Origin of the sequence: Nostoc sp. CmiVER01, from assembly GCF_034531135.2 — a bacterium.
In the GTDB taxonomy this organism is placed as follows: domain Bacteria; phylum Cyanobacteriota; class Cyanobacteriia; order Cyanobacteriales; family Nostocaceae; genus Nostoc.
Window position 1 is genome coordinate 90695 of sequence record NZ_JAVRBU020000011.1, and the last position, 24999, is coordinate 115693.

The 24999-nt window shown below is 39.2% G+C and carries 22 protein-coding genes; 11 read left to right on the top strand and 11 right to left on the bottom strand.

Features of this window, described 5'->3' with window-relative positions:
- The first annotated feature begins 17 nt into the window (after positions 1-17).
- Together RMZ43_RS19960 and RMZ43_RS19965 are read left to right on the top strand one after the other, a co-directional pair.
- The gene (locus RMZ43_RS19960) at positions 18-3047 is read left to right on the top strand and encodes a UPF0182 family protein (protein WP_322655348.1); all 3030 of its coding nucleotides are present in this window, start codon (positions 18-20) and stop codon (positions 3045-3047) included.
- A 630-nt stretch (positions 3048-3677) separates the two neighbouring features.
- Positions 3678-3854, top strand: a complete 177-nt coding sequence (locus RMZ43_RS19965) for a hypothetical protein (protein ID WP_322655349.1) — start codon at positions 3678-3680, stop codon at positions 3852-3854.
- A gap of 57 nt (positions 3855-3911) precedes the next feature.
- On the opposite strand, the gene RMZ43_RS19970 is transcribed toward RMZ43_RS19965, so the two are convergent.
- From RMZ43_RS19970 to RMZ43_RS19995, 6 genes are all read right to left on the bottom strand, one after another.
- Complete coding sequence (locus RMZ43_RS19970; protein ID WP_322655350.1) at positions 3912-4379, bottom strand: hypothetical protein; 468 nt, start codon at positions 4377-4379, stop codon at positions 3912-3914.
- Between the two features lie 104 nt (positions 4380-4483).
- On the bottom strand, positions 4484-4786 hold the full coding sequence (locus RMZ43_RS19975) for a hypothetical protein (RefSeq protein ID WP_322648320.1): 303 nt from the start codon (positions 4784-4786) through the stop codon (positions 4484-4486).
- Positions 4787-5197: 411 nt separating this feature from the next.
- Positions 5198-6601 (bottom strand): glycoside hydrolase 100 family protein, encoded by a 1404-nt coding sequence (locus RMZ43_RS19980; RefSeq protein ID WP_322655351.1) that lies wholly within the window; start codon positions 6599-6601, stop codon positions 5198-5200.
- Positions 6602-6762: 161 nt separating this feature from the next.
- Complete coding sequence (locus tag RMZ43_RS19985) at positions 6763-7572, bottom strand: glucose 1-dehydrogenase (protein WP_322655352.1); 810 nt, start codon at positions 7570-7572, stop codon at positions 6763-6765.
- Positions 7573-7744: 172 nt separating this feature from the next.
- Positions 7745-7987, bottom strand: a complete 243-nt coding sequence (locus tag RMZ43_RS19990) for a hypothetical protein (RefSeq protein ID WP_322648463.1) — start codon at positions 7985-7987, stop codon at positions 7745-7747.
- Between the two features lie 146 nt (positions 7988-8133).
- Entirely contained in the window at positions 8134-8562 is a 429-nt protein-coding gene (locus tag RMZ43_RS19995) for a hypothetical protein (RefSeq protein WP_322648317.1), read from the bottom strand.
- Positions 8563-9972: 1410 nt separating this feature from the next.
- On the opposite strand from RMZ43_RS19995, the gene RMZ43_RS20000 reads away from it, so the two are divergent.
- From RMZ43_RS20000 to RMZ43_RS20010, 3 genes are all read left to right on the top strand, one after another.
- Positions 9973-10614: a hypothetical protein gene (locus tag RMZ43_RS20000; protein WP_322655353.1), complete on the top strand. Its 642-nt coding sequence runs from the start codon at positions 9973-9975 to the stop codon at positions 10612-10614.
- A 275-nt stretch (positions 10615-10889) separates the two neighbouring features.
- Complete coding sequence (locus RMZ43_RS20005; protein ID WP_322655354.1) at positions 10890-12224, top strand: hypothetical protein; 1335 nt, start codon at positions 10890-10892, stop codon at positions 12222-12224.
- Between the two features lie 1213 nt (positions 12225-13437).
- Positions 13438-13827, top strand: a complete 390-nt coding sequence (locus RMZ43_RS20010) for a hypothetical protein (RefSeq protein ID WP_322655355.1) — start codon at positions 13438-13440, stop codon at positions 13825-13827.
- Between the two features lie 227 nt (positions 13828-14054).
- Here RMZ43_RS20010 and RMZ43_RS20015 read toward each other — a convergent pair whose 3' ends face one another.
- From RMZ43_RS20015 to RMZ43_RS20030, 4 genes are all read right to left on the bottom strand, one after another.
- Positions 14055-14621 (bottom strand): 3'-5' exonuclease, encoded by a 567-nt coding sequence (locus RMZ43_RS20015; protein WP_322648313.1) that lies wholly within the window; start codon positions 14619-14621, stop codon positions 14055-14057.
- A 41-nt stretch (positions 14622-14662) separates the two neighbouring features.
- Positions 14663-15097 (bottom strand): hypothetical protein, encoded by a 435-nt coding sequence (locus tag RMZ43_RS20020; RefSeq protein ID WP_322648456.1) that lies wholly within the window; start codon positions 15095-15097, stop codon positions 14663-14665.
- A 120-nt stretch (positions 15098-15217) separates the two neighbouring features.
- Complete coding sequence (locus RMZ43_RS20025) at positions 15218-16480, bottom strand: hybrid sensor histidine kinase/response regulator (RefSeq protein WP_322655356.1); 1263 nt, start codon at positions 16478-16480, stop codon at positions 15218-15220.
- Positions 16481-16719: 239 nt separating this feature from the next.
- Positions 16720-18609 (bottom strand): ATP-binding protein, encoded by a 1890-nt coding sequence (locus RMZ43_RS20030; protein ID WP_322655357.1) that lies wholly within the window; start codon positions 18607-18609, stop codon positions 16720-16722.
- Between the two features lie 347 nt (positions 18610-18956).
- Between RMZ43_RS20030 and petN the strand changes: the two genes are divergently transcribed.
- The 6 genes from petN to RMZ43_RS20060 all read left to right on the top strand — a co-directional run bounded on the left by petN (position 18957) and on the right by RMZ43_RS20060 (position 23965).
- A complete protein-coding gene (petN, locus tag RMZ43_RS20035; RefSeq protein ID WP_012408302.1) occupies positions 18957-19046 on the top strand; it encodes a cytochrome b6-f complex subunit PetN in 90 nt (29 codons plus the stop codon).
- Positions 19047-19053: 7 nt separating this feature from the next.
- Entirely contained in the window at positions 19054-19215 is a 162-nt protein-coding gene (locus RMZ43_RS20040; protein ID WP_322648310.1) for a hypothetical protein, read from the top strand.
- A gap of 154 nt (positions 19216-19369) precedes the next feature.
- Positions 19370-22498 carry a GAF domain-containing sensor histidine kinase gene (locus RMZ43_RS20045; RefSeq protein ID WP_322655358.1) on the top strand — a complete coding sequence of 1043 codons (3129 nt, stop codon included), beginning with the start codon at positions 19370-19372 and terminating at the stop codon, positions 22496-22498.
- Positions 22499-22681: 183 nt separating this feature from the next.
- Entirely contained in the window at positions 22682-23137 is a 456-nt protein-coding gene (locus tag RMZ43_RS20050; RefSeq protein WP_322655359.1) for a DUF29 domain-containing protein, read from the top strand.
- A 215-nt stretch (positions 23138-23352) separates the two neighbouring features.
- Positions 23353-23589: a hypothetical protein gene (locus RMZ43_RS20055; protein WP_322655360.1), complete on the top strand. Its 237-nt coding sequence runs from the start codon at positions 23353-23355 to the stop codon at positions 23587-23589.
- Positions 23590-23611: 22 nt separating this feature from the next.
- On the top strand, positions 23612-23965 hold the full coding sequence (locus tag RMZ43_RS20060; RefSeq protein ID WP_322655361.1) for a type II toxin-antitoxin system PemK/MazF family toxin: 354 nt from the start codon (positions 23612-23614) through the stop codon (positions 23963-23965).
- A gap of 104 nt (positions 23966-24069) precedes the next feature.
- On the opposite strand, the gene RMZ43_RS20065 is transcribed toward RMZ43_RS20060, so the two are convergent.
- Positions 24070-24819 (bottom strand): hypothetical protein, encoded by a 750-nt coding sequence (locus RMZ43_RS20065; RefSeq protein ID WP_322655362.1) that lies wholly within the window; start codon positions 24817-24819, stop codon positions 24070-24072.
- Positions 24820-24999 lie beyond the last annotated feature (180 nt).

The following is a 24999-nucleotide window of genomic DNA, read 5'->3' on the forward strand; positions in this document are numbered from 1 at the left end:
TATTAAATTACATATCAATGTATTGGAAATGGGGCTTTAGACTATTAATTGTATTTTTAGGGCTGTGGCTACTCGTGGATCTGGGTTCTCGCGTGGGAGCAGAGATTTTTTGGTTTCAGGAAGTCGGCTACCTTCAAGTATTTCTGTTGAGGGTGGTGACTCGTGGTGTTTTGTGGGTAGTCGTGGCTGGGGTAACTGCTACCTATCTATTGTTAAATCTGGCTCTAGCACAACGGCTAAAATATTCTCAGTCTCTGAAAATTGAGGAAGTTAGGCGTGAGGAAGCAGAACTCACTAGTGGATTAACAAATTTTCTCAATCCTCATTATCCAAGACGCAACGAAACCCAGACACTTACGCCGCAACGCTTAAAAAAAATGAGATTGCGCGGGTTATTACCCTTAACTCTAATACTGAGTTTCTTGATCGGGTTAATGCTGGCTCACTATGGTCAAATTGCTGTTTCTTACTGGCATTCTCCAGTTAACCAACGTATTTTACCAATTCCCGCCTTATTCCGACCAGAGACAATCTGGCAACTCTTGAGGCAGATTTTCTCTCAAGTCTCCTATCTCGGTTTAATTGTGGGAGTAGCGATCGCAATCTTAATTTATCCCCAATTTTTACTAACTGCGATCGCAGTTTTCTTTAGTCCCATTTTTGCCTTCATCATATTCCAACACTGGCCAAAGGTGCTGCAATATTTCCACCCCACCCTTTTTAACAGCACTGAGCCTTTATTTGGTCGAGATATCAGCTTTTACGTATTTTCTTTACCCGTTTGGGAACTGTTAGAACTCTGGCTGATGGGATTATGTTTATATGGATTCGTCGCCGTTACTCTCACTTATCTCCTATCGGCTGATAGTTTGAGTCAGGGAATTTTTCCTGGTTTTTCACCCCAGCAACAGCGTCATTTATTCGGTATGGGTGGCTTATTGATGCTGGTAGTGGCGCTGAGTTACTGGCAAAGTCGCTATGAACTCGTCTATTCTACCCGTGGAGTAAGTTATGGTGCCAGCTATACTGATGTAACAGCCCAGTTGCCAGCTTACACTGTCTTGTGCATCCTGGCAGTAGCGATCGCCTTTTACCTACTTTGGCGAACGCTTTTCTGGAAACCTAAATCTCAGTATCGTCCTTTGGTGTTTTACGGGTTAGGGCTTTATTTAGTATTAGTTGCAGCTGCTGACATTGTTCTACCTGGGGTGGTGCAATATTTAATTGTCCAACCTAATGAGTTACAACGAGAGCAACCCTACATTCAGCGTACTATTGCCTTGACTCGCCAAGCATTCGATCTAGAAGCGATAGATTCTAGAACCTTTAACCCGCAAGGAACATTAACTCAAGCTGATATTCAAAAGAATGACTTGACAATTCGGAATATTCGCTTGTGGGATGAGCGACCACTATTAGAAACCAACCGTCAACTGCAACAAATTCGACCTTACTATCGGTTTCCCGATGCCGATATTGACCGCTACACTCTCAAAACAGACGTAACTTCACGCCAACCATCTGCTCCCCAAAAGCCACCAGAATCTAAGCAGGAACCAGTTGAGGCAGCAGAACGGCGGCAGGTACTGATTGCCGCACGAGAATTAGACTACAATGCTGTACCACAGGAAGCTCAAACATGGGTTAACCGTCATCTAATTTATACTCACGGTTTCGGCTTTACTGTTAGCCCAGTTAATACAGTTGGGCCGGGTGGGCTACCAGAATATTTTGTCAAAGATATTAGCGGTAATAGTAGCGCCCTCACAACTTATAATGCAGCCATTCGTGACAGTATTCCTATTGGGCAACCCCGGATTTATTATGGTGAAATAACTAATACCTACGTAATGACTGGCACAAAAGTTAGAGAGCTAGACTATCCTAGTGGTAGCGATAATGTTTACAATTCTTACGATGGTCTAGGCGGCGTTGAAATCGCTTCAGCATGGCGACGCTGGTTATTTGCTATGTATTTGAAAGATTGGCAGATGCTGCTGACGCGAGATTTTTTGCCTGAGACAAAGGTGCTACTGCGACGAAATGTGAAGCAAAGAATTCAAGCCATCGCACCCTTCCTCAAATTTGACAGCGACCCCTATTTAGTGGCTGCTGCTGCTAATCAAGATTTCCCAAGTAATCCCAGCTATCTTTACTGGATTGTTGATGCCTACACGACAAGCGATCGCTATCCTTACTCAGACACTGGTAGCGATGGTATCAACTACATTCGCAACTCAATCAAGGTAGTGATTGATGCCTATCACGGTACTGTTAACTTTTATATTGCCGATCCCAGCGATCCGATCATTGCCACTTGGTCAGCGATATTTCCCAACATGTTTAAACCGCTCAGTACAATGCCAGTAAATCTCCGCAGTCATACGCGGTATCCGGTGGACTTCTTCAAAATTCAATCTGAGCGGTTGATGACCTACCACATGACCGATCCTCAGGTATTTTACAATCGGGAAGACCAGTGGCAAATCCCCAACGAAATTTATGGCAGTGAACCCCGTCCAGTAGAGCCGTACTATTTGATTACTAGTCTTCCCACCGTGCCTTTTGTTGGCAAAGCCTCTCGTAGAGAAGAATTTATCCTATTTCTGCTCTATACTCCCAAACAACGGACTAATTTAATCGCTTGGTTAGCGGCGCGATCGGATGGCGAAAACTACGGGAAGCTATTTTTATATACTTTTCCCAAAGAAAGACTGATCTACGGGACGGAGCAAATCGAGGCGCGGATTAATCAAGACCCAGTAATTTCTCAGCAAATTTCTTTGTGGAATCGCCAGGGGTCGAGAGCTATTCAGGGGAATTTATTAGTCATTCCCATTGAGCAATCACTGCTGTATGTCGAGCCAATCTATCTAGAAGCCACACAGAATAGCTTGCCAACTTTAGTGCGGGTTGTCGTGGCTTACGAAAACCGCATTGTCATGGCACAAACCTTAGAACAAGCCTTGCAGGGAATTTTTAAACCAGAAGTTACACCAGCCCCTGCTATTATCCGTCCTTTTGAAGAAGCAATCCCACCTGGTTAAGGGACTTTTAAATAAAACAATATTCAATTATTTATTGTGGAGTGGCCGTCTCGCACCCCATATAAACTAGGCGCTCATATTATACCATTTAACGAAAAATTTGATGCAGATGTAAACCCTGAAAGCATTGCTGTATCTAAGTTTTTTAATTGAGAATTGCGTTAGCGCAGCGTTAGCGAGGAACGAGGGTCATTGCGACTTGCATTAGCGTAGCGGGGCGTTCGCTTTTAGCGTCTCCAAGAGTTGCCCATTGTGAATTGGTATTAGCCACCCCATTAAGATTGGATAATTTATTCTTTGGAAGTCCCTAAGCGATTTTAAGGCTAAACAGTTACATAACAGGTGATAGCGAGCGTAGACGGGTAACGGCTTGTCGTAATACCATTTCTTTGTGAGGCTGCGCCAAACCCTCTTAAATTCTTTCTTTCTTTCTTTCTTTGTGTCCTACCCTGCGGGAAGCCACTTCGTGTCTATGCGTCCTTTGTGGTTCGTTTTTCTTCCTTGTACTTAAATATGGTTGAGCGCATCTTCATACAGAATTGGTATAAGACATCGCCATTAACAAAATTTATCGCAACAAAAATAGTTTAATAGTTCAATATATGTAATAGACACTAAAAGTTAATCGACATGCTACAAAATAAGCAACTAGAGATCCGCCACATTAGTCCTGAAGTAAGGCAGTTGATTAAAATGTACGCCGATGTTAATAACTGTACGCAATCTGAGATGTTGGAACGCATTATTTTAGAGTGGGACGCCCAACAAAGCGAGAGCGAAAGACCGCCAGGAAACCAAGATGAATAGCTTTCTTAAACAATCTTTAGTCAGCTTATAGCGAGAAAATTTCATTAATTTGGTTCTTTAGTTGTAGAAAAACTTTCTAGAGATTGGGTCTTGTTTGAGGGATTGAATAAAATCCCTCAAAGTCATCATGCTGCCTGTTAAGGTGAATTTAGGAGTGCCATTTTGAGCAACGATTCTTACTTCACCATCTTGGATCTGAATCTTATTTTTAATGCTATCCCATAGAGTCTCAAAGCTCTGATCATCGTTGCAACCATTGGCTTCAAGGAATCTCTGGCGTACTTCTGTTTTGAGTGCAAGTGCTTCTGCTGCTTGAGTCCGCGCCTCAAAGTGCTTAATTACATCTTCGTAAGCACTCTCCCTTAGAGTTTTGTTTTCGGACTGAACTTGCTCTAGCTGAGTTTCTATGGCTTGCAGTTGGGACGCTAAAGCAGCTGATTTTTGGTATTCAACTTTTAAGGCTTGCTTTGCATTGGCTAACAAAGTTTTGTAATCTAGTTGATCTTGATTTTTTTCGGATTGCATTTTTATCTCTCGATCAATAGATTTTCAGTTATCAACTCTCGTCAGTTATATGATAAAAACTGGCGAGAGCTTAGTAAATATTCTATGTGTTATCTGAGTATTAGTTAGTTCACTAATAATGATGATTCAGAGCTAGGATTCTCTTGAATACTACTCAGACTAGAATTAATGTGGGAGCGGATAGCTCGTTCATAAACACTAGTCTGCTGAGTGCGTACACCTACAGGTTGATATATTAAGTTAACATCTGGGAATTCAGACCAATACATTAAAAAAATGTCTTTAGCTGGAGTAATAATTTCATAATTATTCTCTTGTCTTTTCTTTCTAAGTTTACAATTATTTAGTTGTAGTTTTTGTCTGAATAGTTGTTCAAATTCTGAAATTAAATCTGAAGTAGTTTTCATGGGTTATCCACGTTAAAACGTGTTAGTTATGCAAAGACTATCTGGTGATATTATTAAGTATGACACTTCAGATACCTCTTACTATACAGTGTATCAGTTATCCGGTATTTGAAAATTTAAAGTTCACTTTTAGGTAATCTTTTGAGGATTTTGATACGTATAGCGTCTCCAGGAGTTACAGTGCTAGTACCGCAAGGCAAAAGTCAGAAGTTAACATTGAGGACTTGCCTTGAGCGCAGTCGAGAGGAATCGAAGTGTTAAAAGTCACGCATAATTTTATTCCAAGCTTCTTCTGCTATTTGAAATGGTATAGTTATTTCCGCGCCCGTTGTACTAGTTAGCAGAGGCATCCTGTATAAGTACAAGGGCTAAGTTATGTTCTGGGTAGAAGCCCTGAAAGCCATTCGGTACCTACAGGCTACAGCCTGGGACTTCGAGACCCTCGGCAAAATTGATTAATTCCAAGTACTCTGGATTTTCTACGAACTTTTTGGCTGTTAGCAATCCGGCAATGCTCCAAGTTTGATAAACTCTAGCTTCTTTGCCAATCAAACGGCCATTATTGCCATCGTAGTATTCTGGGAATTTATCCTTAAATAAACGCCTTTCGGCAATGGCGACCGCTGCTTGGGCAAGTTCTGTTCGACCTGCTTTCAGTGCTGCTGCGGTAAATAACCACAGCAAAACGGGCCAGTTACCGCCGTTGTGATAAGACCAAGCCCTGTTTTTAGAATCACATCCTGTAACAATTCTCCACTCTAAACCTTCCATTGCTGGAAAGCAGATTTTAACAGGCATATAGCCAATCAAGTCTTGCCAACGTTGGGCAAATAAATTCATAATGCTTTGAGATTCTTTTTCACTGGCTAAGGAAGTTAAGATTGCCATCAGATTTCCCAGAGCAAAAAAGCGAAAATCTATCCGTCCCGGCCCCAAATTTCCCGCTAAATATCCTCCAGTTTCGGGCAACCACTCGGTTAACCAATTGGGGATTGATTCTGAGTTGATGTTGAATTTATTAACAATTTCTTTACCAAATTCGTTATCTTTGTAACGATAAATTTCCCCCAATCGCTTCAGGTCTAGCCAGTAATAGTTGCGGATATGATATTTCAAAGATCCCAATCGTCTATTGATTTTGCCAAGGTAGCTATCGCCATCCCCATCTGGTAAAAGCAATTCAGTAGCAGCCCTGAGAGACGCATAGAATAACACCTGAATTTCTAGAGGATGTTCGTAGACTCCCATGCGACGGTCAATCATAAACGCGCCATCGGGAACTAACATTGTTGGGTACATGGAAAAGCGATGTACCAAGCAAAGATCCAAAATTAACTTGATTCCTGCTTGAAAATCTGGCTGACGCGCTAGAGTCAAATCGCCTGTAGCTTTTTCATAGGCGCGTAGCAAGAGAATCCACCACATACAAGAATCAATTGGGGGAACGCGAGCGATCGCCAGTTCACCAAAATCAGCAACCAAAAATTCCTCATTCCCATTAGAATGTACTTTGAAACTTGCAGGCATTAATCCCGCTCCTGGTTCAAAGCAGTCTATCTGCTTTTCATGACTTTGTAATTTCAGTGTTTCTACTAAGAAGTTACGCACAATCTCTGCTTTGCCGTGCATGAGAAACACCAAGGCAGAAGGGACAAAATCGCGGAGGAAGCACTGGTCATAATTAAGAGCATCTGACTCCGCATCCTGGGCGGCTACAGTACCAATGGGTTTTCCCTGGTAATAAATTATCGACTCTTCCAACAATTCCCAGGCTTCTGCTTCGAGCAGACTGTTCTTATCGATCGCGCTAGTCATGGGCGTCTAGTTCCACTAATGGTATGTATCGGCTCAATTGTGGAAAGTACGCAAGCCTACCTCAACGAACAGGCAGGGAGAAGGAGGCAGGGGGCAGAGGCGGAATCGACCTTTCTGTTCTATTCCCCTTGCTTCCTGCTCCATGCTCCCTTGCCTCTTTTTCAAGCTGACCAGCTTTCTCGAAAGTCAGCATACAGAGTCAATCCACCATCTATGAATAGGGTTTGTCCGGTGATGTAGGTGGCTTCATCCGAAGCTAAAAAAGCTACTGCGGCTGCCATCTCCTCAGAGGAGCCAGCACGCCCCATTGGGATGTGACTTTCCACAATCGCCTTTTTTTCGGGGTCATCTATCCAGGCTTGATTTATTGGCGTGACTGTTGCTCCGGGGGCAATGGCGTTGACACGAATACCTTGCTTGGCATATTCCAATGCTAAAGTTTTGGTTAGGTTTTCCATACCACCTTTGCTAATGGAATAACTGATATACATCGGTCGCGGAATAATTTCGTGAACGCTGGAAATATTAATAATCACCCCCGGACGATTAACAGACAGGAGGTGTTTAATAGTTTCACGGGCGCAAAGATAAGCACCCCGGAGATTGACTGCAATTACCCGGTCAAAGTCTGCTGTGGTAACTTTATGGGATGGACTTTCTGTTTGAATGCCAGCATTGTTAACTAGAATATCTAAACTGCCAAATTCTTTGACTACGGTGTTGACCATCTCAACAATGTCTGATTCTTGGGAGACATCTCCCTGAACCAGTAGCGACTTCACACCACAATTTTCGATATTTCCGCAGGCTTTTTGCAATGCCATCTCTTCCGTGTCTGCCGCAGCTTCGGGGTCTTTGCGGTAATTGATGGCGATATTGCACCCTTCTTCGGCGAGTCTGATAGCGATCGCCTGACCAATACCTGAAGTTGCACCTGTAATTAAAGCATTCTTTCCTTTTAACCCTATCATATTTCCTGCCCTTACTTGAATTTCTACCAGTCAAAAAATTTTGGATTTTAGATTATGCTCTCAAGCTTTAAACTTGCTTTTGTCATCCCCCAATAGAAGTAATTTGAAAATGTAAAGATTCTTGATTGCATTAGAGTACATTTCATCCGCAGCTTCTCTTCTTGCCAAGGAGCTAAGGTGTAAACACAGAACCAAAATATCGGGGCGATATAATCCACCATTGTTTTAAAGGCTTTGCGGGTGAGCGTGCATAAAAAAAACTAGTGTTCAGGCGATCGTAGGTTAGCACAAACATCATCACCAGTCTCCACGTTCGTGATAATGCAGATTCTACAAGGACGACAGAACTACCAATGGCGGTAAGTCCGAGAATTACTACCAGCAACAAATCCAGAAATTTTGCAGCATTGAGCAAGTTTTGTGTCTATTTACCTAGCTGCAAACCGATGATATTCAAAGCAGTTAAAAGTGCGATCGCTTAAAACTTCAGATTAAAGAAGGGCACACATCTATGCACTCTTACTTAATAAATAACAAAAATCATTTTTCACCTTTATTCCTTTAGTATCTGCTACTGGGAAAAAGTAAAATATCTATCAATTCGCCAATCACCAAACCTAATATTGCTATGACTGTTAAAACCCAAAATGAATCTAGCTTGTCGAAGCCAGAAAAGCGCATTTCCAAATCAGCTAAAAGCGTAGTTGCTAGGGGTATGATAAAAAGCCTTAATAATAGCGACCAAGTTGCGACAAAAGCAATTGATATACTTAAAAATAATATAACAGCTAAAGTTTTAGACCCAAATTCAACTAAACGCTCTAACCAAAAAATACTTTTCCGCACTACAGCTATAACTATAACAGCTACAAAAGCTCCTACTAACCAAATAATATGATGAGCAGCAAGATACCATCCCAGCAAAGTGTAAGCCAGCCATAATAATACTAAAGGCATCAAAGGAATCCTGTTAAAAAATCCCACATTCATACTGCTAAGGCTTGTAAAAATACCAAGTTAATATAATAGGATTACTATTTTATTTTTGAACAAAATTAGGTATTGTAGAGTGTGTTAGAACGGAGTTCGTAACGCGCTACTATCACAGTTTTGATGCGTTATGCTGTCGCTAACACATCCTACGTATATTTTCAGAAATCAAACCGGATTCCTATATCTTAATTGTAGTTAAGCTGGTTACCACTTAAATATCTAAATATATCAACTTTGCTCAGGACATTCCTCTATCTACAGGGTAAATTTAAGGACATACTCTTTCTTTGTGACAAATATATATAGGTCTACTTAATGTTTAGATTTAGAAATTTGAGCCTTAGACGCTTATAAGGTAGTACACTTGGGTTATACTATTTCACGAAAAGTTTGATACAGATGTAAATACTGAAAGCCTTGCTGCATCTAAGTTTTTTAATTGCGTACAGCCCTGCGGGCATGAAAACAGCGGAGCGGGGCGTTAGCCCATTGTGAATTGGTATTAGCGCCAGAAATCTTAAGTTGCGTAGGTTGGGTCAAATAATAAAACCCAGCAGTTCGGAGGCTACAATTTTTCATAAAGGCCAGCGTATTGGCTTACAAGGTTTATAGCAATAACAGTTTACTAAATAGTAAAGTTTGTACTTAGCAATCTAAAGTTTTATTTAAAACATAATTTTCTAGCCTTAGAACAAAAGTACTATATTTTAAAATACTAGTAATATATAAGTAAATTGATTTTGATTCTCAGCTATTTGCTATGAAATTTAATCAAGAGGTAGTTACAATTCACTGTGTACAACTTTGACAACTGTCCACAATAGTGTTGCATGTCTCAAGCTCATGGTAATATTATTTTACTGTCAGGAGATATTATTTTATACATCAAGTTTAAAACATGCTGAAACAGTTAGTTAGGTGCGCTACCTCCAAAAAAGAAAAATTATTCAACCCACCAAGGAAATCCACAAAAGCGCCAATTTGCCAAGCACAGAGCTTTTAAAATTTCGCTTTATAAGGTACTAAATAGCTCACAAAGTCCTCTTTGATAAATCATTAAAGCTAGCTAAGAAGGTGTAAAACCCTCTTAAAATGGCAAAAAATTAGACAAGAGTAAATATAAAAGTTTTGACACTAAGTCAGTTGTTTTTCGTATAAGTAAAAATATCGAAAAGCCAAATTTGTCTTGTCAATAAGACATTAATATTGTGTGTTTCATTTAGATATTGATTTCTCTTTGTGAGTAGTTACCTATATAAAATGCCTATTTCATTGTCGAAAACTTAAGCTACTTCGACCCAATGAGACAAACACTTAAATCTAAAAAATGATTTAGGACTGCTAGATCAATCTTGATTTAGTAATGGCTCGATTCTTAACAACGTCAGCAAAAGTAACAGGAAAAACATGAATATTATTGTTCGTTTGGTTGGAGCGATCGCTCTCCAAATATCTGCGATCGCTACAATGTCTACTATGGCAATGGCTAATGACAAGACCCCACAAGTCTATAACCAGGAGACTCTTGCTGCTTCTCTACGGAAAACAACGCAGAGGATTTGCTCTTTAGATCCCATTGATAATTTATTACCTCCAGTACAGACAAAGGCAAGTAATTCTTTGCTTTCTTACCTTGCAGAACAAGGTTTTATACAGAATCAAGAGGGTTCTTGGGTCTGTTATGCGAACGATCCTAAAAAAGAAGGGCGTTACTTTACCCTATTTAAAGTTAAACAAGTTGATGGCAGGCTCATAGCAAGTTCTTTCCTAGATGAGGGCAGTCTGATTCAGGGACAGGAAAATCGTAGTTTAGATTTCTTTATGATGCTGATTAAGCGTCACATGAATACTAGTCCAGAGAACCGTCAAGGTATACGCAGGTATTTAGAAGCCTTTGTCTCCTTAGTAAAAGAAGGCAAGATCAAACCCACACGTCGTGGGTTTCTTTTCGACCAACCTAACCGGGGATTAGTCTTATATCACACACTCTCATCAGGAAATCTTAAAGGTACCGGAATCACGATCAACATTTCTTTACCTAAGAGTTAAATGAATTAGGGAATGGGGAGTGAAATAGGTATAGATGGGGATTCAAACCTCACTCAACTCGTAAAGAAATTTTCTCCCAATCCCTAATCGTAACTACCAAGGATAGGAATACTGTTTGCAGACTCGGTGAGTCTGCGGTATTGCTGCGACCGATTGGATTTATAGAGCTATTAATTTCAACCCCACGGACTGGAAGAGGGACGTGAACAACCAATGAAATTGCTGTCATTTAGTGGAGGTGCATCTTGCCTAAATCAATTGTTCAAAGAATTGCAATGCCGTACCCCTTCGTGGAAGCAAGCTACGCGCAGCGTCTGTCTAGGACACGCTCCGCGAACTTAGAGAAAGGGGTTCGGTTTGCAACTATCGTATTCTCATCTGTTGCAGTAGTACTCACTACGTTTCAATCTGCTTTTGCACAGCTCAATATTGGACGCTATGGTATCCAACAAGGACTGGAGTATGAGTATCTCCAGTACCAAATCAATAACCAGAATCTGAGCCAGATGCGAGTCATTCCTGGATGTGATGTGGGATTTGGTCTGACTTGCAATAAAACTGGATCGGTAATCCAGCGATTATTGGATTTAAACGACGGAACTAACTATCAAAACCTTTTGATACGAGCAGCTGGTGGAGAAAAAAACTTCCAGAATTTTGCTAGCTTTTACGGTAACAATCCCAATCTCTCTGAAGTGCCTTACGCCTCATTTTGGAGAAACCAATCCCCCACAATCATGGATGGTTCTCAATACCTTCTTGGACAACCTGTTGGTCGGAATCCAGTAGAAGGACTCGGACTTGTAACCAAGCAGTTTTACTGGTCACCATATTCAGGAACCAATAACTCAGTTAGCCTCCGTAATGGATTAATAGACTTGAAGTTGTCATACGGACGACTACTCTTTGAGGAAGCCTCAAAAATCCCTAACATTAAGGAGCAGATTCAGTCTTTAGGTCTGTCGCCAGAGATGACGAATTTCTATTTCAATAAAATCTCTACAGGCTTGAATGCGTTGAATTCTGGAAATTCAAACCAACTCCAACAGAGGATTTTTGAAGTACTATCCTTTCCATACTCTGAAAATGGTGGGGAACTCGGACGTCCCATTAACGCGATTCCACAGGAATTTAGTCAGCTCTTGGGAGAAGATATCCCAGGAGATATATTGCTGAGTGATAATCCACTAGCGTTGGATGGAGAAGTAATGGGCCTCGATACTTCCCCTGCCTATGTGGGAGATGTTTTGGTACAAGACAGTCCTGATTCCTTTCCACTCTGGCCAATATTTGGAATTGGGGGTCTTGCTTTAATTCTGCTTCTACTACTGAATGGCGATAGTTCCTCAGCTCAAGCATCTGTTTCATCTGTTTCTTCAAAAAATACACCTTTGTCTCTCACCAGCACAGGCGAATGCGATCTGACTCCCAGTGGTAATGGTTCTGATCACACACAGATCATTGAGGTTCCGTGTAATGTTACTCCTAAAACCCCTACCGAAGTGAAGAAGGTAGTGGAGCCATCAATGATCAAAGCGCTTTTATTGCTAATTGTTCTACTATGCATAGTCGGTTACAAACACCGCTCTTTAAAAATCCGTAATTCATAATTCTTACAGCAGCTTTAATTTCTGTAAGGGTACAGTAATGCTCATTGGTGTCAAATTAAGGTAAAAGTCATGTCTTGCATAAAACTAAAGTTCCATGCGGGTGAAGGAGCCAATAGTTAAGCTATTTCTAGGCTTTTGTTAACACATATGATTAATACTGTGCCCTACAGTACAAGTCTATTTACCTGGCGATCGCTTGTAAAAGTGTTCAGGACTTACGTAACTGGCAATACTGCGTAGGTTTTGCCTAAAAAATAACTCTAATGTAGGTTAGATTGAAAAACGTAGACCCTTTTGCGGAGCGTCTGGTAGAGTCGTCTTTAGACAACTTTCACTATTAGACCGGTGAATTCGTTCTGAGGCGGGTTAGATAACAGCTAGATGACAAACAATGAAATACCCCTAACATTAGTTGTCAAGTAATTTGAGCAAAAATACTCAAGAAAATAGAATTAATCACTGCCAATGCATGGGACTATTTACACGCACTCCAAAAGCTCCATCTTCAGTGAAAACCCTCTACTAGAGAAGCTACCAATGCAAAAACCATTACACTCAATACTTTTGTAATAAATCTAACTTACAAAATCGGATGATTTTAATATTTATAAACTTTTAAAGTATTTTTGCATATATTCTAACATAAAAACATCTAGTTATAAAGCTCATAATCTAATTTCTCCCCTTGGGTATATAACTGAAAAATATAAGCAAAACTCTTGGCAGATATGGCTAAAGTTTTATTTTGCTAAACCTATAATTAAACCCTTATAAACATTAGAACTTGATCTACTAAAAAATGTGTAGTGATTTGTTTATTAAAAAACAGATCAATAAACTTAAACCCTAAATATCGTTATCTTCCAAAGTTTTTTGATATTTCTATCAATATGGAAGATTTATAACTTTGCCATGATTTAGGAAAATCAAGTTTTGTTTATAAAATTATGCGGAATCTTGTAAAAAATGACTATATATTCCTAAAAAACAGTGTCATCAATTTAATTTTGATGACACAATAATAGTCAGGATATATTTTCAAATAACTAGCTAGTACCGCAGGGCGGAAGTCAAAAGTCAAAAGTCAAAAGTCAAAATGAATACAGGGTAATAGTTTCGTTGATTTGGAATGGGTGGTTTATTTATGCCGTGCTGTACTAGTGATGGCTAGTAAAAATCAAGAAACCAAAGACATATAGTAAAGGTAAATAATATGTATCATTCTCAAATGTTGTCGACAAATGTAGCAAATAATAGTAAGTTACATCAAGTAATCGTGAGTGAAGCAATAAAAGATAAAGCACAAACGCATGAATTAACTATTACTGATATAGCGATATCTTTATCTCCTGTTGGCTTTGTAATTAGTTGGATGGTTTTTTTCCTAATATTGCGAAAAATCCGGACACTTTTAGATTATAAAATTGTGTTTCCTGCCAAAACTTTACACAAACTTCCCTGTAAAAACTGTAGTTTTTATTCTAATAATCATTATCTAAAATGTGCGGTAAATCCTTCTATTGTTCTCACTGAAGAAGCAAAGAATTGCTCTGAATACTCACCAAATAAGAAACATTCTTCCTCCAAAAATCCTTTTGTATAGATATAATAGTTATTAATCTGATACCGTATGAGTAACAGAAGCTACATATTAAATAAGTTCTTTAGCTGGTAACGCCTTGGTTTGGATAGCGGCGATCGCCTGTCTTTTTCCGTCACGTTTATCTAACTGTACCCTGATTAAGTTGAATTACTAACCAAGTGAGATAAATACCGAAAGCCCTATATCTTCGCAATGCACCGCAACAGTTGAAGATAGTAAGTTACTACTTACCCATTATTCATCTTAGTTTTAATCTGTCTGTAGATAGCTGCAATATTGCGAGCATCATCAATGCCACGATGGTGTGTACCTTTTAATTGTATCCCCAACTCATTGAGAGCCTGTGCCATGCCAAATTTTTTAGACACACCAAGATATTCTGAAAATTCCTCTTTGATATTGATGTGTTCAGAACTAAAAGGATAAGGGAAATTATGAAACATGCAATCTTGAATAAATTGCTTTTTATCGTAATTGCCCCAAGAACAAAAAATATGATTGGGAAATGAATAAATCCATTCTTTGAAGCGAGAAATTGCCTCTATAAATTTTGGTGCTTTGTCAACATCTTGCTGACGAATACTAGTCAATTCGGTGCAAAAACCTGTTAGTTGCGGATGTCTCACAGGTTGAATGAATTGCTGAAACTCGGAATCAATTTCCCAAGTTGTTCGATTGAGCATCACTGCGCCAATTTCGATAATTTCCATTTCATGGCGGGGAATACTCCCACTGTCAGAGCATGTAGCCTCTAGATCGACTATCAGATAATAGTGAGATATTTTAATATCCATATTAGTAATAATTTATATTTTTATTTAGGGACATAGGGAGTTTAGATTGATGAAAAAGGTTTAATCCAACGAAGTTGAATAGCGACATTAACAGCGATCGCAGGCAACGCAAACCACAACACACTTTCTCCCGCCAACACCAAAAAAGGCCAAATTGTGCTATTAGAATTCCAGCCAAGTTCTATCTGAGTTAATCCCCGCACTAAGCCAAAAGCCAGTACACCACCAGCTTTGAGTTGGGGATTTTTATCTGAGCGGATGATATAACGGTAGGTAACACCAAATAATAAGCCAGTAAAAGTTGCAACTGCACCACTTAGCCACAAGTGCCAGTCAAGATCATTTTGCAGACATGCGAGTGTCTGAAAATACTTTGCCAGTACGAAAGTATTCAACAAACTAGAAAGAGCAAAAGCAAAACACACAGATAAACCCCCAATTATTCCAGCTTTCAGGGATTCTAGGCGTTCTGCCATCAGTTGAGCATCTAAAATTGAGTTCACTCTATATAGAAATTAGGAATTAGGTATTGGGATTTTCCTTACTCTTCAGTATGATAAATGCTAAAGCAGCGTTGTAATTAATTAAATGCTGCCTTATGCGGGAATTTTGATAATAAACTCGCTTCCCATACCTGGTTGAGAATTCACTTCTAATACACCTTTGTGTTTCTCTACAACTATTTGATATGCGATCGACAAGCCAAGTCCAGTACCTTTACCAACGGTTTTTGTGGTAAACAACGGCTCAAATAAGCGCTTTTTAAACTGTTCAGGAATACCAATCCCATTGTCAGCAATCCGAATTATAACTAATTGTTCAGAATCTATTTCTGTTACAATTTTAATCTGAGGAACTAGATTGATTATTTTACCTAGAATTATAGCTTCATCAAGGGCATCAATTGCATTTGCCAAAATGTTCATAAATACTTGATTCATCTGCCCAATATAGCAGTTTACTTCTGGTAATACTCCATAATTTTTAATAACCTTGATGCCGGGACGCTCGCCATTAGCTTTGAGGCGGTGTTGCAAAATTATTAATGTACTATCTAGACCTTGGTGCAAATCAGCAGATATTTTAGTATCACTATCCGAGCGAGAAAAGTTGCGGAGTGAATTAGAAAGGTTCTGAATTCGTTCGCTTCCTACTTCGAGAGAGTTCAAAATTTTTACCATGTCTTCAAGAATGAAATTAATATCCAAATCCTTAATAGCAGTGGTAATTTTGGCTGTTGGGTTTGGATACTCTTGTTCATATAGTAAAAGCAACTTCGTTACTCCTGAAATGTATTCTTGCAAGGGTGGAATATTGCTGGAAATAAAGTTAATGGGGTTATTGATTTCATGGCCAATACCAGCGATTAACTCTCCGAGTGTTGATAGTTTCTCTTGCTGCACTAGTTGGACTTGAGCTTGTTGCAAAGCCTTGGTGCGATCGCTAACTTGTTGTTCCAAAGATTCAGTCAATTGTTTGAGTTGTAAATGTACGCGCACTCTAGCAATGACTTCCTCTTGTGCAAACGGTTTAGGGATATAGTCTACTGCTCCAAGGGAAAATCCCTTAGTTTTGCTTTCCGTATCCGCTAAGGCAGTGGTGAAAATAATTGGAATATTTTGGGTAACAGGATTGGCTTTAAGGCGGCGACAAGTTTCAAAACCATCAATACCGGGCATTTGTACATCCAGCAAAATCAACTCTGGTTGATTGCGTTCGGCTTGAGCGATCGCAGTTTCTCCATCGACTGCAACACGGAAACGAAAACCTTCACTATTGAGTGCTTCACACAGGACAGATAAATTTGTCGGATTATCATCCACAATCAAAATAAATCCGTTATTTGCAGTTTTACCCATGATGAATTTTAAATTGGAATTTAACTGAAATTAATTGATGTATTCTTGAATAAAATAATTCAGGAGCCAGGAGTCAGAATTGAGAATAGAATCAGCATAGTAAGTTAGGAACTTATTAACTTACTGAACCTATTAATTGGGAAATTTATATACTAATAAAACAAACTAATGCGCTTTCTGCTAAACTATCAAGTATTGAAATATTTTTGCAGATTGTCTTATTTATTCTGACTTCTGAATTATGACTCTTGAATACTTACAAGAAAAGTTTCCAGACGTTTGAGTTGGAAATTACTAGCAAGTTGGATAATATGCTGGGTAAAAATGCTTAAATGATTATCAGATGCAGAAAGTTTTTCAGCAAGTTCTAAAACTTTTTGAATATCGCCGTCTTGTGTCAGATCGAGCAACTCTTGTAAAACCTTTTTAGCAGGATAAATCATCTCATCTGATTGATTTAAACCACCTGTATAGGTTTTTTTGATTGCGTCTACCTTAACGTCAAAAATCCATTCCAGTTGCAAAAATTGTCGTAGTATTTCCAGCAGCGTTTCAGCTTCTATAGGCTTTGGTAGAAATGCATCTGCACCGATATCAATACTCTTGTGCTGGTCGATAGCAAATACACTGGCTGACGAAGCGATGACAGCAATCTCTTTAAATGGCCCAGACTGGCGCAAACGTTCAATCAACTCAAATCCATTCAATACAGGCATCACTAGATCAGTGATAATTATATCTGGTTTGTAGACTAGAGCCTGTTCCCATGCTTCCTCACCCTGGCTAGCTTCTACAACAGTAAAGCCAACAGGCTCTAGTAAATTTACAATTACTGATCGGTTTTCCCATTTGTCATCTGCAATCAAAATGGTGCGCCTTTCTCCTTGATAACCAATAATGGTTCCCTGCTCAACCACTCTAGAAACTTTTGCCCAGTCTTTAGATTCTGGCAGTTTTGCCTCAAACCAAAAAGTGCTACCTTTACCTAAGATACTTTGCACCTGAATTTGACTACCCATTAACAAAACAATTTTTTGGCTAATTGCTAATCCCAAGCCTGTACCTTCAGATTGTCGTTTCTGATTTCCTACTTGCTCAAAGGGCTGAAAGATTTTTTCGGCTTGTTCAGGGATTATACCTGTGCCTGTATCTATTACCTGAAAACGAATTTTGTAGTCAGTTTTTCCATTGGCATCTGATTCTTGACCAATGACCTGAACTTTGAAGGTGACACTACCTTGATTAGTAAATTTGATTGCATTACTAAGCAAGTTAATCAGTACTTGCCGCAAGCGTTTTTCATCAGCATGAATGCCTATTGGCAAATCAGGATCGAGTTCGACATGAAATGCGATAACCTTTTGTTCTGCCCGGATGCGGCAAATTTCAGTCACGCTATCTATAAAGGCAGGTAGGTAGAAATCTACAGGATACAATTCTAGTTTTCGGGCTTCTATTTTAGAGAGATCCAGGACATCATTAATTAGGGTTAAAAGATGAGAACCACATTGATAAATAATGCTAACTCCTTTGCGTCCTTTCTCACTTAAAGATTCTGTGCGTTGGAGAATTTGTGTATAGCCCAGAATACCGTTAAGAGGTGTGCGTAGCTCATGACTCATATTGGCGAGAAATTCACTCTTAGCTTGGCTAGAGTTTTGAGTGACTTCCTGTGCAACGCGTAGTTCTTTCTCGATGTGCTTGCGTTCTACAATTTCAGTTGAAAGTGCTCGATTGATAACTTCTAACTGCGCTGGGCTGGGTAGTGTTAGAGCTTGAGGCATGAGATAAAATAATGCAAATGCCGTATATATTGAAATAATGGCAGTTAAAGCTTTTAAACCACCTGCAATCCAATAGTCTGGATGCCAAAGCGTCCAAATATCCATCAAGTGTCCAGTACCGCAGGCAATGATAAAAGCACCAAATAACATAAAGACTCCATTGAAAGGAACGTCTTTGCGCTTGGAAATAAAGTAAATCAGTAGAAAAGGAATGGAATAATAGGCAAGAGCGATCGTGGCATCAGATATAATGTGGAGCCAAACTAATCCAGTTTTCCAGAGATAACAATGTCCGTGGGCAACAAAACCATTAGAGTGGAAGGGATAGTTGAAAAACGTCGGCATGATACTAGGGGTGGCTGGATTTGAAATATCTACGCATACCCTAGTATTCCCAAACTATAAAGTGGGAAAGCGCGATCGCTAATTTTTTACATTTGTCTTTATTAATGCCTGAAGTAGCAGCGTACCAATAAAAATGGTGTATCATTTGCAACGTCTAATAGCCCTCACTTCTTTAAGAGACGCTGCGCGTAGCTTGCTTCCACGTTCGCGTAGCGATGGCAAGGTCAGTGACCATCGTAGACATCACACGTCCAACTTATAATCTCATTTATAAACAAATCTCAGCCTGCCCAATCCCTGTATGATAAATATTAGAAACCTTTTGTAATTATTTGAAAAGCGGGACTATGGAGATTTTGACACTAGGTTGGGTATCACTGTTAGTTGTGTTTACTTGGTCAATTGCAATGGTAGTTTGGGGACGTAACGGACTGTAGAGGCATCGTGGAAAGTCCATTTTTGAGTATTTTGACAATAGTAGCCGTAGTGCTACTCGTAGTAGTCACTGGTGGTATTGGTTATTTAACCGTGGCAGATTGGCGCGATCGCCGTCGCCGAGATGATGACAAACGTACCAGCCGCAGCGCCACTCCTAAGCGGCGATAATTTTCTCGTGGTTGAGAAATGTTTTTGTAGGGACACGATAATATCGTGTCCCTACACTATTTTTTATGGCATTCCCTGAAAAGAACTGTTACCTTTGCGATCGCAACGGGAATCATGAGATAGAAGACTTCTAATATTTAAAGTCCCACTGGGAATGGAAAACTCCTCTACAACTCAACCCATAGAAGCAAATTCACAACAGCAAGAATCTCATTCAGATGTGACATCCTCCTTACATCAGAATGAGCAACAAAAAGCCTTATCTGGAGTTATTGCCCGCATCCGCGAGTCTCTAGATATAGAAACCATCTTCAAAATTACAGTTACTGAAGTCCGCCAGCTTCTGAAAAGCGATCGGGTTGGCGTGTTTCGTTTCTATCCTGATTTGGCATGGGAAGGGGAATTTATCTATGAAGATGTGGCAACAGAATGGGATTCGGCACTAGCAGCCAAATTGTGCGACCACTGCTTTAGTGAGGAGTTCGCAGGGCTATATCAGCAAGGTCGGATTAGAGCAATAGCTGATATTTATCAAGTTAATGCTAGTGATTGCTACATCCAGATTTTAGAAAGATTCCAAGTACGTGCTAGTATAATTGCCCCCTTGATCAAAGGTAAAGATTTATGGGGATTGTTGTGTATTCATCAGTGTAGTAGCCCTCGGCAATGGGAAACATCAGAAATTGAGTTTGTGCAATTAATCGCCGGACATCTGGGAGTTGCTTTACAGCAAGCAGATTACCTAGAACAAGTAAAACTACAATCAGCAGAACTAGCACAAGCAAAAGCCAGAGAAAAAGCAGCCCAATGGCAAAGAACCATCGCCATAACCGTTGAGAAAATTCGTCAGTCTCTAGACTTAGAAAACATTTTCCACACAACCACTGGAGAACTTAGGCAGCTGCTAAATGCTGACCGTGTGGCTATTTATCGCTTCAATCCCGATTGGAGTGGTGAATTCGTGTTTGAATCAGTGGCAGAGGGTTGGATTTCCCTCATAGATGAGCAATTTCACCGGCCAGAAGTGAGTGAAAACGTCAGTGAATGTAGCGCCAAAGATTTAGCTAAACCTCCAGTCGCTGACACTTATTTACAAGATACAGAGGGTGGTAGCTTCAGTCGCTGTGAGGTGTACCGTGTTTGTAATGATATTTACAATTCAGGCTTTAGTAACTGCTACATTAAAATTTTAGAGATATATCAGGCAAGAGCTTATGTGATCATTGCCATTTACCACGGTCAGAAGCTGTGGGGCTTGCTAGCAGTTTATCAAAATGCCAGAACCCGTGATTGGCAAAAAGATGAGGTTTACTTGCTTACTCAAGTGGGCACACAACTAGGTGTAGCTTTGCAGCAAGCAGAATTTATCCAACAAATGCAAACCCAAGCAGCAGAGATCAGCAAAGCCGCCCAAAGACAAAGAGCGTTAGCGAACACCGTAGAAAAAATTCGTCAGTCTCTTGATATTGAAGCTATTTTTAAAACCACAACTCAAGAAGTCCGTCGGTTATTACAAGTAGAACGAGTAGCAATTTATCGCTTCTATCCTGATTGGAGTGGCGAATTTGTCGCTGATTCTATTGTTGATGGTTGGACACCAATGGTTAAGCCGCAGCCTGTGACAGCAGAAGGCGTTTTTCTACAAGGAAAGCAAGCGGGTAAGTATGCACGAAATGAAGTTTTTGTCCCAATTTCTCAGGGCGAGAAGTTGTGGGGATTGCTAGTAGCTTATCAAAATTCCCAACCTCGTTATTGGCAAGATGAGGAAATCAATTTATTAGCACAAGTTGGCGCTCAATTGGGGGTAGCACTACAGCAAGCTGAGTCTTTGAAACAGATGCAGGTGCAAACCCAAAAACTGGCTCAAGCTGCTGCACGAGAACGGAAAGCAGCCGAAAGAGAAAAGGCATTAGCCACAACAGTAGAGAAAATTCGCCAGTCTCTTGATATTCATACCATCTTTGCCACCAGTACAGAAGAAGTCCGGCGGCTATTGGAAGTTGATCGAGTGACAATCTATCGATTCGGGGCTGATTGGAGTGGCGAATTTGTTGCTGAGTCTTTAGCTCAAGGTTGGACACCAATAAGGGAAATTGTACCTGTAGTTGCAGATGATTATTTACAAGAAACGCAAGGCGGAAGGTTTGCTAATGCCAAAAGTTGTGCCATTAAAGACATTTACAGCGCCAATTATTCTATTTGTCATATTGCTCTGCTTGAGCTAATGCAGGTTAGGGCATATATAATTGTGCCGATTTTTCAGGGTGAGAAACTTTGGGGATTACTAGCAGCTTATCAAAATATCAAGCCCCGTGATTGGCAAGAGGATGAGGTAGATTTGCTGATGCAAATTGGTACTCAGTTGGGGGTAGGACTTCAACAAGCGGAATTACTCGAACAAACTCAACGTCAAAAAGAAGAAATTACCCAGACTCTTAAAGAATTACAGCACACTCAGAGCCAGTTGATTCAAAGTGAAAAAATGGCAGGTTTAGGGCAGTTAGTTGCTGGTGTAGCACATGAAATTAACAACCCGATTAGTTTCATTTATGGCAACATCACTTATGTTACTGAACATGCCGAAAATTTATTAAAATTACTGCGCCTCTATCAAAAACAGTATCCTAAGACAACAGGAGAAATTCAAAAGCAAGCAGCAGCACTGGATTTAGATTTCATTAGTGATGACTTGCCTAAAATTCTGACTTCAATGAAGATAGGGGCAGATCGAATTTCTCAGCTAGTCTTATCATTGCGAAGTTTTTCTCGACTTGACGAAACAGGAATGAAGCCCGTTGATATTCATGAAGGCATCGACAGTACTTTGTTGATTTTACAGCATCGATTGCAACCAGAGACTAATTCTTTTGTTATTGAGGTAGTTAAACAATATGGTGAATTACCTCCATTAGTCTGCTATGGGGCCCAGATGAATCAGGTATTTATGAATATTCTCAACAATGCGATCGATGCATTAGAAAACTCAGAAAAAGCTGCAAAAATAATTGACAATCCTAAAATTTGGATTCGTACAGAAGTTATCGAAGGGAATAGTATTCTAATTTGGATTGCTGACAATGGTTGTGGAATTCCAGAGATTAAGCGATCGCGCATTTTTGAACCTTTCTTTACCACCAAACAACCTGGACAAGGTACTGGCTTGGGGTTATCTATTAGCTACCAAATTATTGTGGAAAAACACGGCGGTAATATCAAGTGTGTTTCTGAACCTGGCAAAGGCTGTGAGTTCTGGATAGAAATTCCAATAAAACGGACAATTTAGGCGTTAGCGATGCTTGCGGTAGACTTTTCTAGGTAACACTACGCGTATCTTTACGGTTTTTTTGTCTGATACGGAGGCGCAAAAAAAGAATAAAAAATGCAATACCTGCCGTAAGCTACGCTAACACACACTCTGAAATAAAAGAAGTAATGTTAAAATTATATATCCATAAAGGAGAAGATTATGAGCAATCAATCTGTTCCTAAAACCAATAGTCTCTATGCACAAGATTATCATTTGTGGTTAGAACACACTGTTAATTTATTAAAAAACAAAAAGTTTTTAGAATTAGAGTTAGAAAATTTAATTGAAGAAATTGAAAGTATGGGAAGGAGTGATAAAAATGCTTTAAGGAGTAATCTTAGAGTGCTTTTAATGCACCTTCTCAAATACAAATTTCAACCCCAGAACCGATCCAATAGCTGGTTATATACAATTTATGAACATCGTCAAAGATTACAAGAAGCATTTGTAGATAGTCCTAGCTTAAAATACTATTACACGGAAGTTTTTGACAATTGTTACCAACATGCTCGAAAAGAAGCATCTATTGAAACAGGGCTTCCTCTATCTATTTTTCCTAAAGACTATCCTTTTTCTATTGATGAAACCTTAGATTCTGACTTCTTCCCAAATTAATCATAATCGCAGAGTAGAGATTTTTCAGGTGGTGCCTTTTCTACGAGAGACTACGCCACTACGCCAATGCCTACGCCTTTTTTAACAAACCGCAGAGGCGAAAAGGACACAGAGGAATCAGAGAAGAGGCGATACCTGCGATAAGCTACGCTAACGCATACTGTAAACGCCATATTTTGATTAGGATTAATAATAGATCGACTCTATAAACTTATATGCAAATCAAAGAAATTCTCCAAGCACTTCCAAGTTTGAGTATAAGCGATCGCCTAAAGATAGCTGAATCAGCCCTGCAATTGGTTCTTCAAGAAAAACACTCACTCACCAAAGATGAGCAAAAACGCCAATTAACACTAGCGGCTGTGACAGCGATCGCAGACTATGCACCTGGTAGTGAATTAGATATATTTTCTAACTTAGAAGGAGAAGACTTTTGCGACTATCCAGATTAAGACTTACACAACTCAGAAAATTATGTATAGAGGTGAAGTCTGGTTAGTTAATTTAGATCCAACAGTAGGGACAGAAATTAGCAAAAAACGTCCTTGTATCATAGTCAATGATGATGCTATTGGGATTTTGCCTTTGAAGGTCATTGTCCCAGTTACGGATTGGAAAGAAAGATATGCTGTTAGACTTTGGATGGTGCGGCTGGAACCAAGCACAGAGAACAGTTTAGCTAAAGTTTCTGGTGTAGATACTTTTCAAATACGTTCAGTTTCAGAAACAAGATTAGTTAGAAAACTAGGTAAACTCTCCGACTCAGAAATGCAACTTATTTTTCAAGCATTAGCTGTTATCTTAAATATTTCTCACTCAACATCTTAGCGATCACTTTTTTAACGAACCACAGATTTTACAGAGGAAGAGAGCGATCGCAGTGTGGAGTTTTAGCGAGCATTTTTTTAAGGAACCACAAACTACACAAATAATTATTCTTCCGCTATTTTAGCGGCAATTGAACTACCAATATTATGGAAATATTCATTTGTTAAACCTCTACTTACAGGATGTTTAGCTATAACAAACACAGTCTGACTATTTTTACAAATTAAGAAACCTTCTGAACTTGGTGAAAACTCAACATCAGGTATTTTTTCAGTTATTCTTCTCCAAGAATATTCATATCCTATACCATAGAAAACAACAGCTTTAGGTTGATGTTCTTTTATTCTTTGACTAATATGATTTATTCGCTTTTCAAGACAATAATTTTCATAAGTATCTCTATTAGATAAAAAAGTAAGCTTAGAATATTCACTATATATCCAATGTTTAAGAGATGGTGAAGGTAAAGGTAATAATTCTAACAAACAAGTCTCTTTATCTTTTCTACCTAGTTCCTCTATTTGATATTTACGAATATCTTCTAGGTCAATATTATCTTTTTCTTTAGCACTCAATATAATACGAATTAATGTCCTCCAGACCGGCACATCTAATTTTGCGCCTGGTTTAAAACTAGCTCCATATCCGATAGCTTCATGATATTCTGCAATATCTTCTATTTCCTTCTGTTTTCTCTCTGACCATTTATTTATTCTGTTATTAATTTCGTTAAAATCTCCTCCTGCTTCTTCCATACCAATAAACCAATAATTCCCTTGATAATTACCATATCCATAAAATGCATCAACTATTCTTTCTAGAAGCTCATCATTAAAAAAATTTTGACTGACCATAACTCTATTATTTTAATTAGAAAATTCAAACTTGTTCATTAAAAATAATTGAGCATATATGGAATGTCAAGTTAAATAACTAAAGTGAAAATTTTCGGACATTATCAAGTCTATAATAAATAAACTTTCTATTATTTGTGCCTTTGTATGAGGCAACTTTCCCACAAAAAAACTTGCCTT

What these genes read in the sequence shown, in the direction of transcription:
- RMZ43_RS19960 (WP_322655348.1), top strand. Translation starts at nt 18, where the DNA reads ATGTATTGGAAATGGGGCTTTAGACTATTAATTGTATTTTTAGGGCTG.
- RMZ43_RS19965 (WP_322655349.1), top strand. Translation starts at nt 3,678, where the DNA reads ATGCTACAAAATAAGCAACTAGAGATCCGCCACATTAGTCCTGAAGTA.
- RMZ43_RS19970 (WP_322655350.1), bottom strand. Translation starts at nt 4,379, where the DNA reads ATGCAATCCGAAAAAAATCAAGATCAACTAGATTACAAAACTTTGTTA.
- RMZ43_RS19975 (WP_322648320.1), bottom strand. Translation starts at nt 4,786, where the DNA reads ATGAAAACTACTTCAGATTTAATTTCAGAATTTGAACAACTATTCAGA.
- RMZ43_RS19980 (WP_322655351.1), bottom strand. Translation starts at nt 6,601, where the DNA reads ATGACTAGCGCGATCGATAAGAACAGTCTGCTCGAAGCAGAAGCCTGG.
- RMZ43_RS19985 (WP_322655352.1), bottom strand. Translation starts at nt 7,572, where the DNA reads ATGATAGGGTTAAAAGGAAAGAATGCTTTAATTACAGGTGCAACTTCA.
- RMZ43_RS19995 (WP_322648317.1), bottom strand. Translation starts at nt 8,562, where the DNA reads ATGAATGTGGGATTTTTTAACAGGATTCCTTTGATGCCTTTAGTATTA.
- RMZ43_RS20000 (WP_322655353.1), top strand. Translation starts at nt 9,973, where the DNA reads ATGAATATTATTGTTCGTTTGGTTGGAGCGATCGCTCTCCAAATATCT.
- RMZ43_RS20005 (WP_322655354.1), top strand. Translation starts at nt 10,890, where the DNA reads ATGCCGTACCCCTTCGTGGAAGCAAGCTACGCGCAGCGTCTGTCTAGG.
- RMZ43_RS20010 (WP_322655355.1), top strand. Translation starts at nt 13,438, where the DNA reads ATGTATCATTCTCAAATGTTGTCGACAAATGTAGCAAATAATAGTAAG.
- RMZ43_RS20015 (WP_322648313.1), bottom strand. Translation starts at nt 14,621, where the DNA reads ATGGATATTAAAATATCTCACTATTATCTGATAGTCGATCTAGAGGCT.
- RMZ43_RS20020 (WP_322648456.1), bottom strand. Translation starts at nt 15,097, where the DNA reads ATGGCAGAACGCCTAGAATCCCTGAAAGCTGGAATAATTGGGGGTTTA.
- RMZ43_RS20025 (WP_322655356.1), bottom strand. Translation starts at nt 16,480, where the DNA reads ATGGGTAAAACTGCAAATAACGGATTTATTTTGATTGTGGATGATAAT.
- RMZ43_RS20030 (WP_322655357.1), bottom strand. Translation starts at nt 18,609, where the DNA reads ATGCCGACGTTTTTCAACTATCCCTTCCACTCTAATGGTTTTGTTGCC.
- petN (WP_012408302.1), top strand. Translation starts at nt 18,957, where the DNA reads ATGGAGATTTTGACACTAGGTTGGGTATCACTGTTAGTTGTGTTTACT.
- RMZ43_RS20045 (WP_322655358.1), top strand. Translation starts at nt 19,370, where the DNA reads ATGGAAAACTCCTCTACAACTCAACCCATAGAAGCAAATTCACAACAG.
- RMZ43_RS20050 (WP_322655359.1), top strand. Translation starts at nt 22,682, where the DNA reads ATGAGCAATCAATCTGTTCCTAAAACCAATAGTCTCTATGCACAAGAT.
- RMZ43_RS20055 (WP_322655360.1), top strand. Translation starts at nt 23,353, where the DNA reads ATGCAAATCAAAGAAATTCTCCAAGCACTTCCAAGTTTGAGTATAAGC.
- RMZ43_RS20060 (WP_322655361.1), top strand. Translation starts at nt 23,612, where the DNA reads ATGTATAGAGGTGAAGTCTGGTTAGTTAATTTAGATCCAACAGTAGGG.
- RMZ43_RS20065 (WP_322655362.1), bottom strand. Translation starts at nt 24,819, where the DNA reads ATGGTCAGTCAAAATTTTTTTAATGATGAGCTTCTAGAAAGAATAGTT.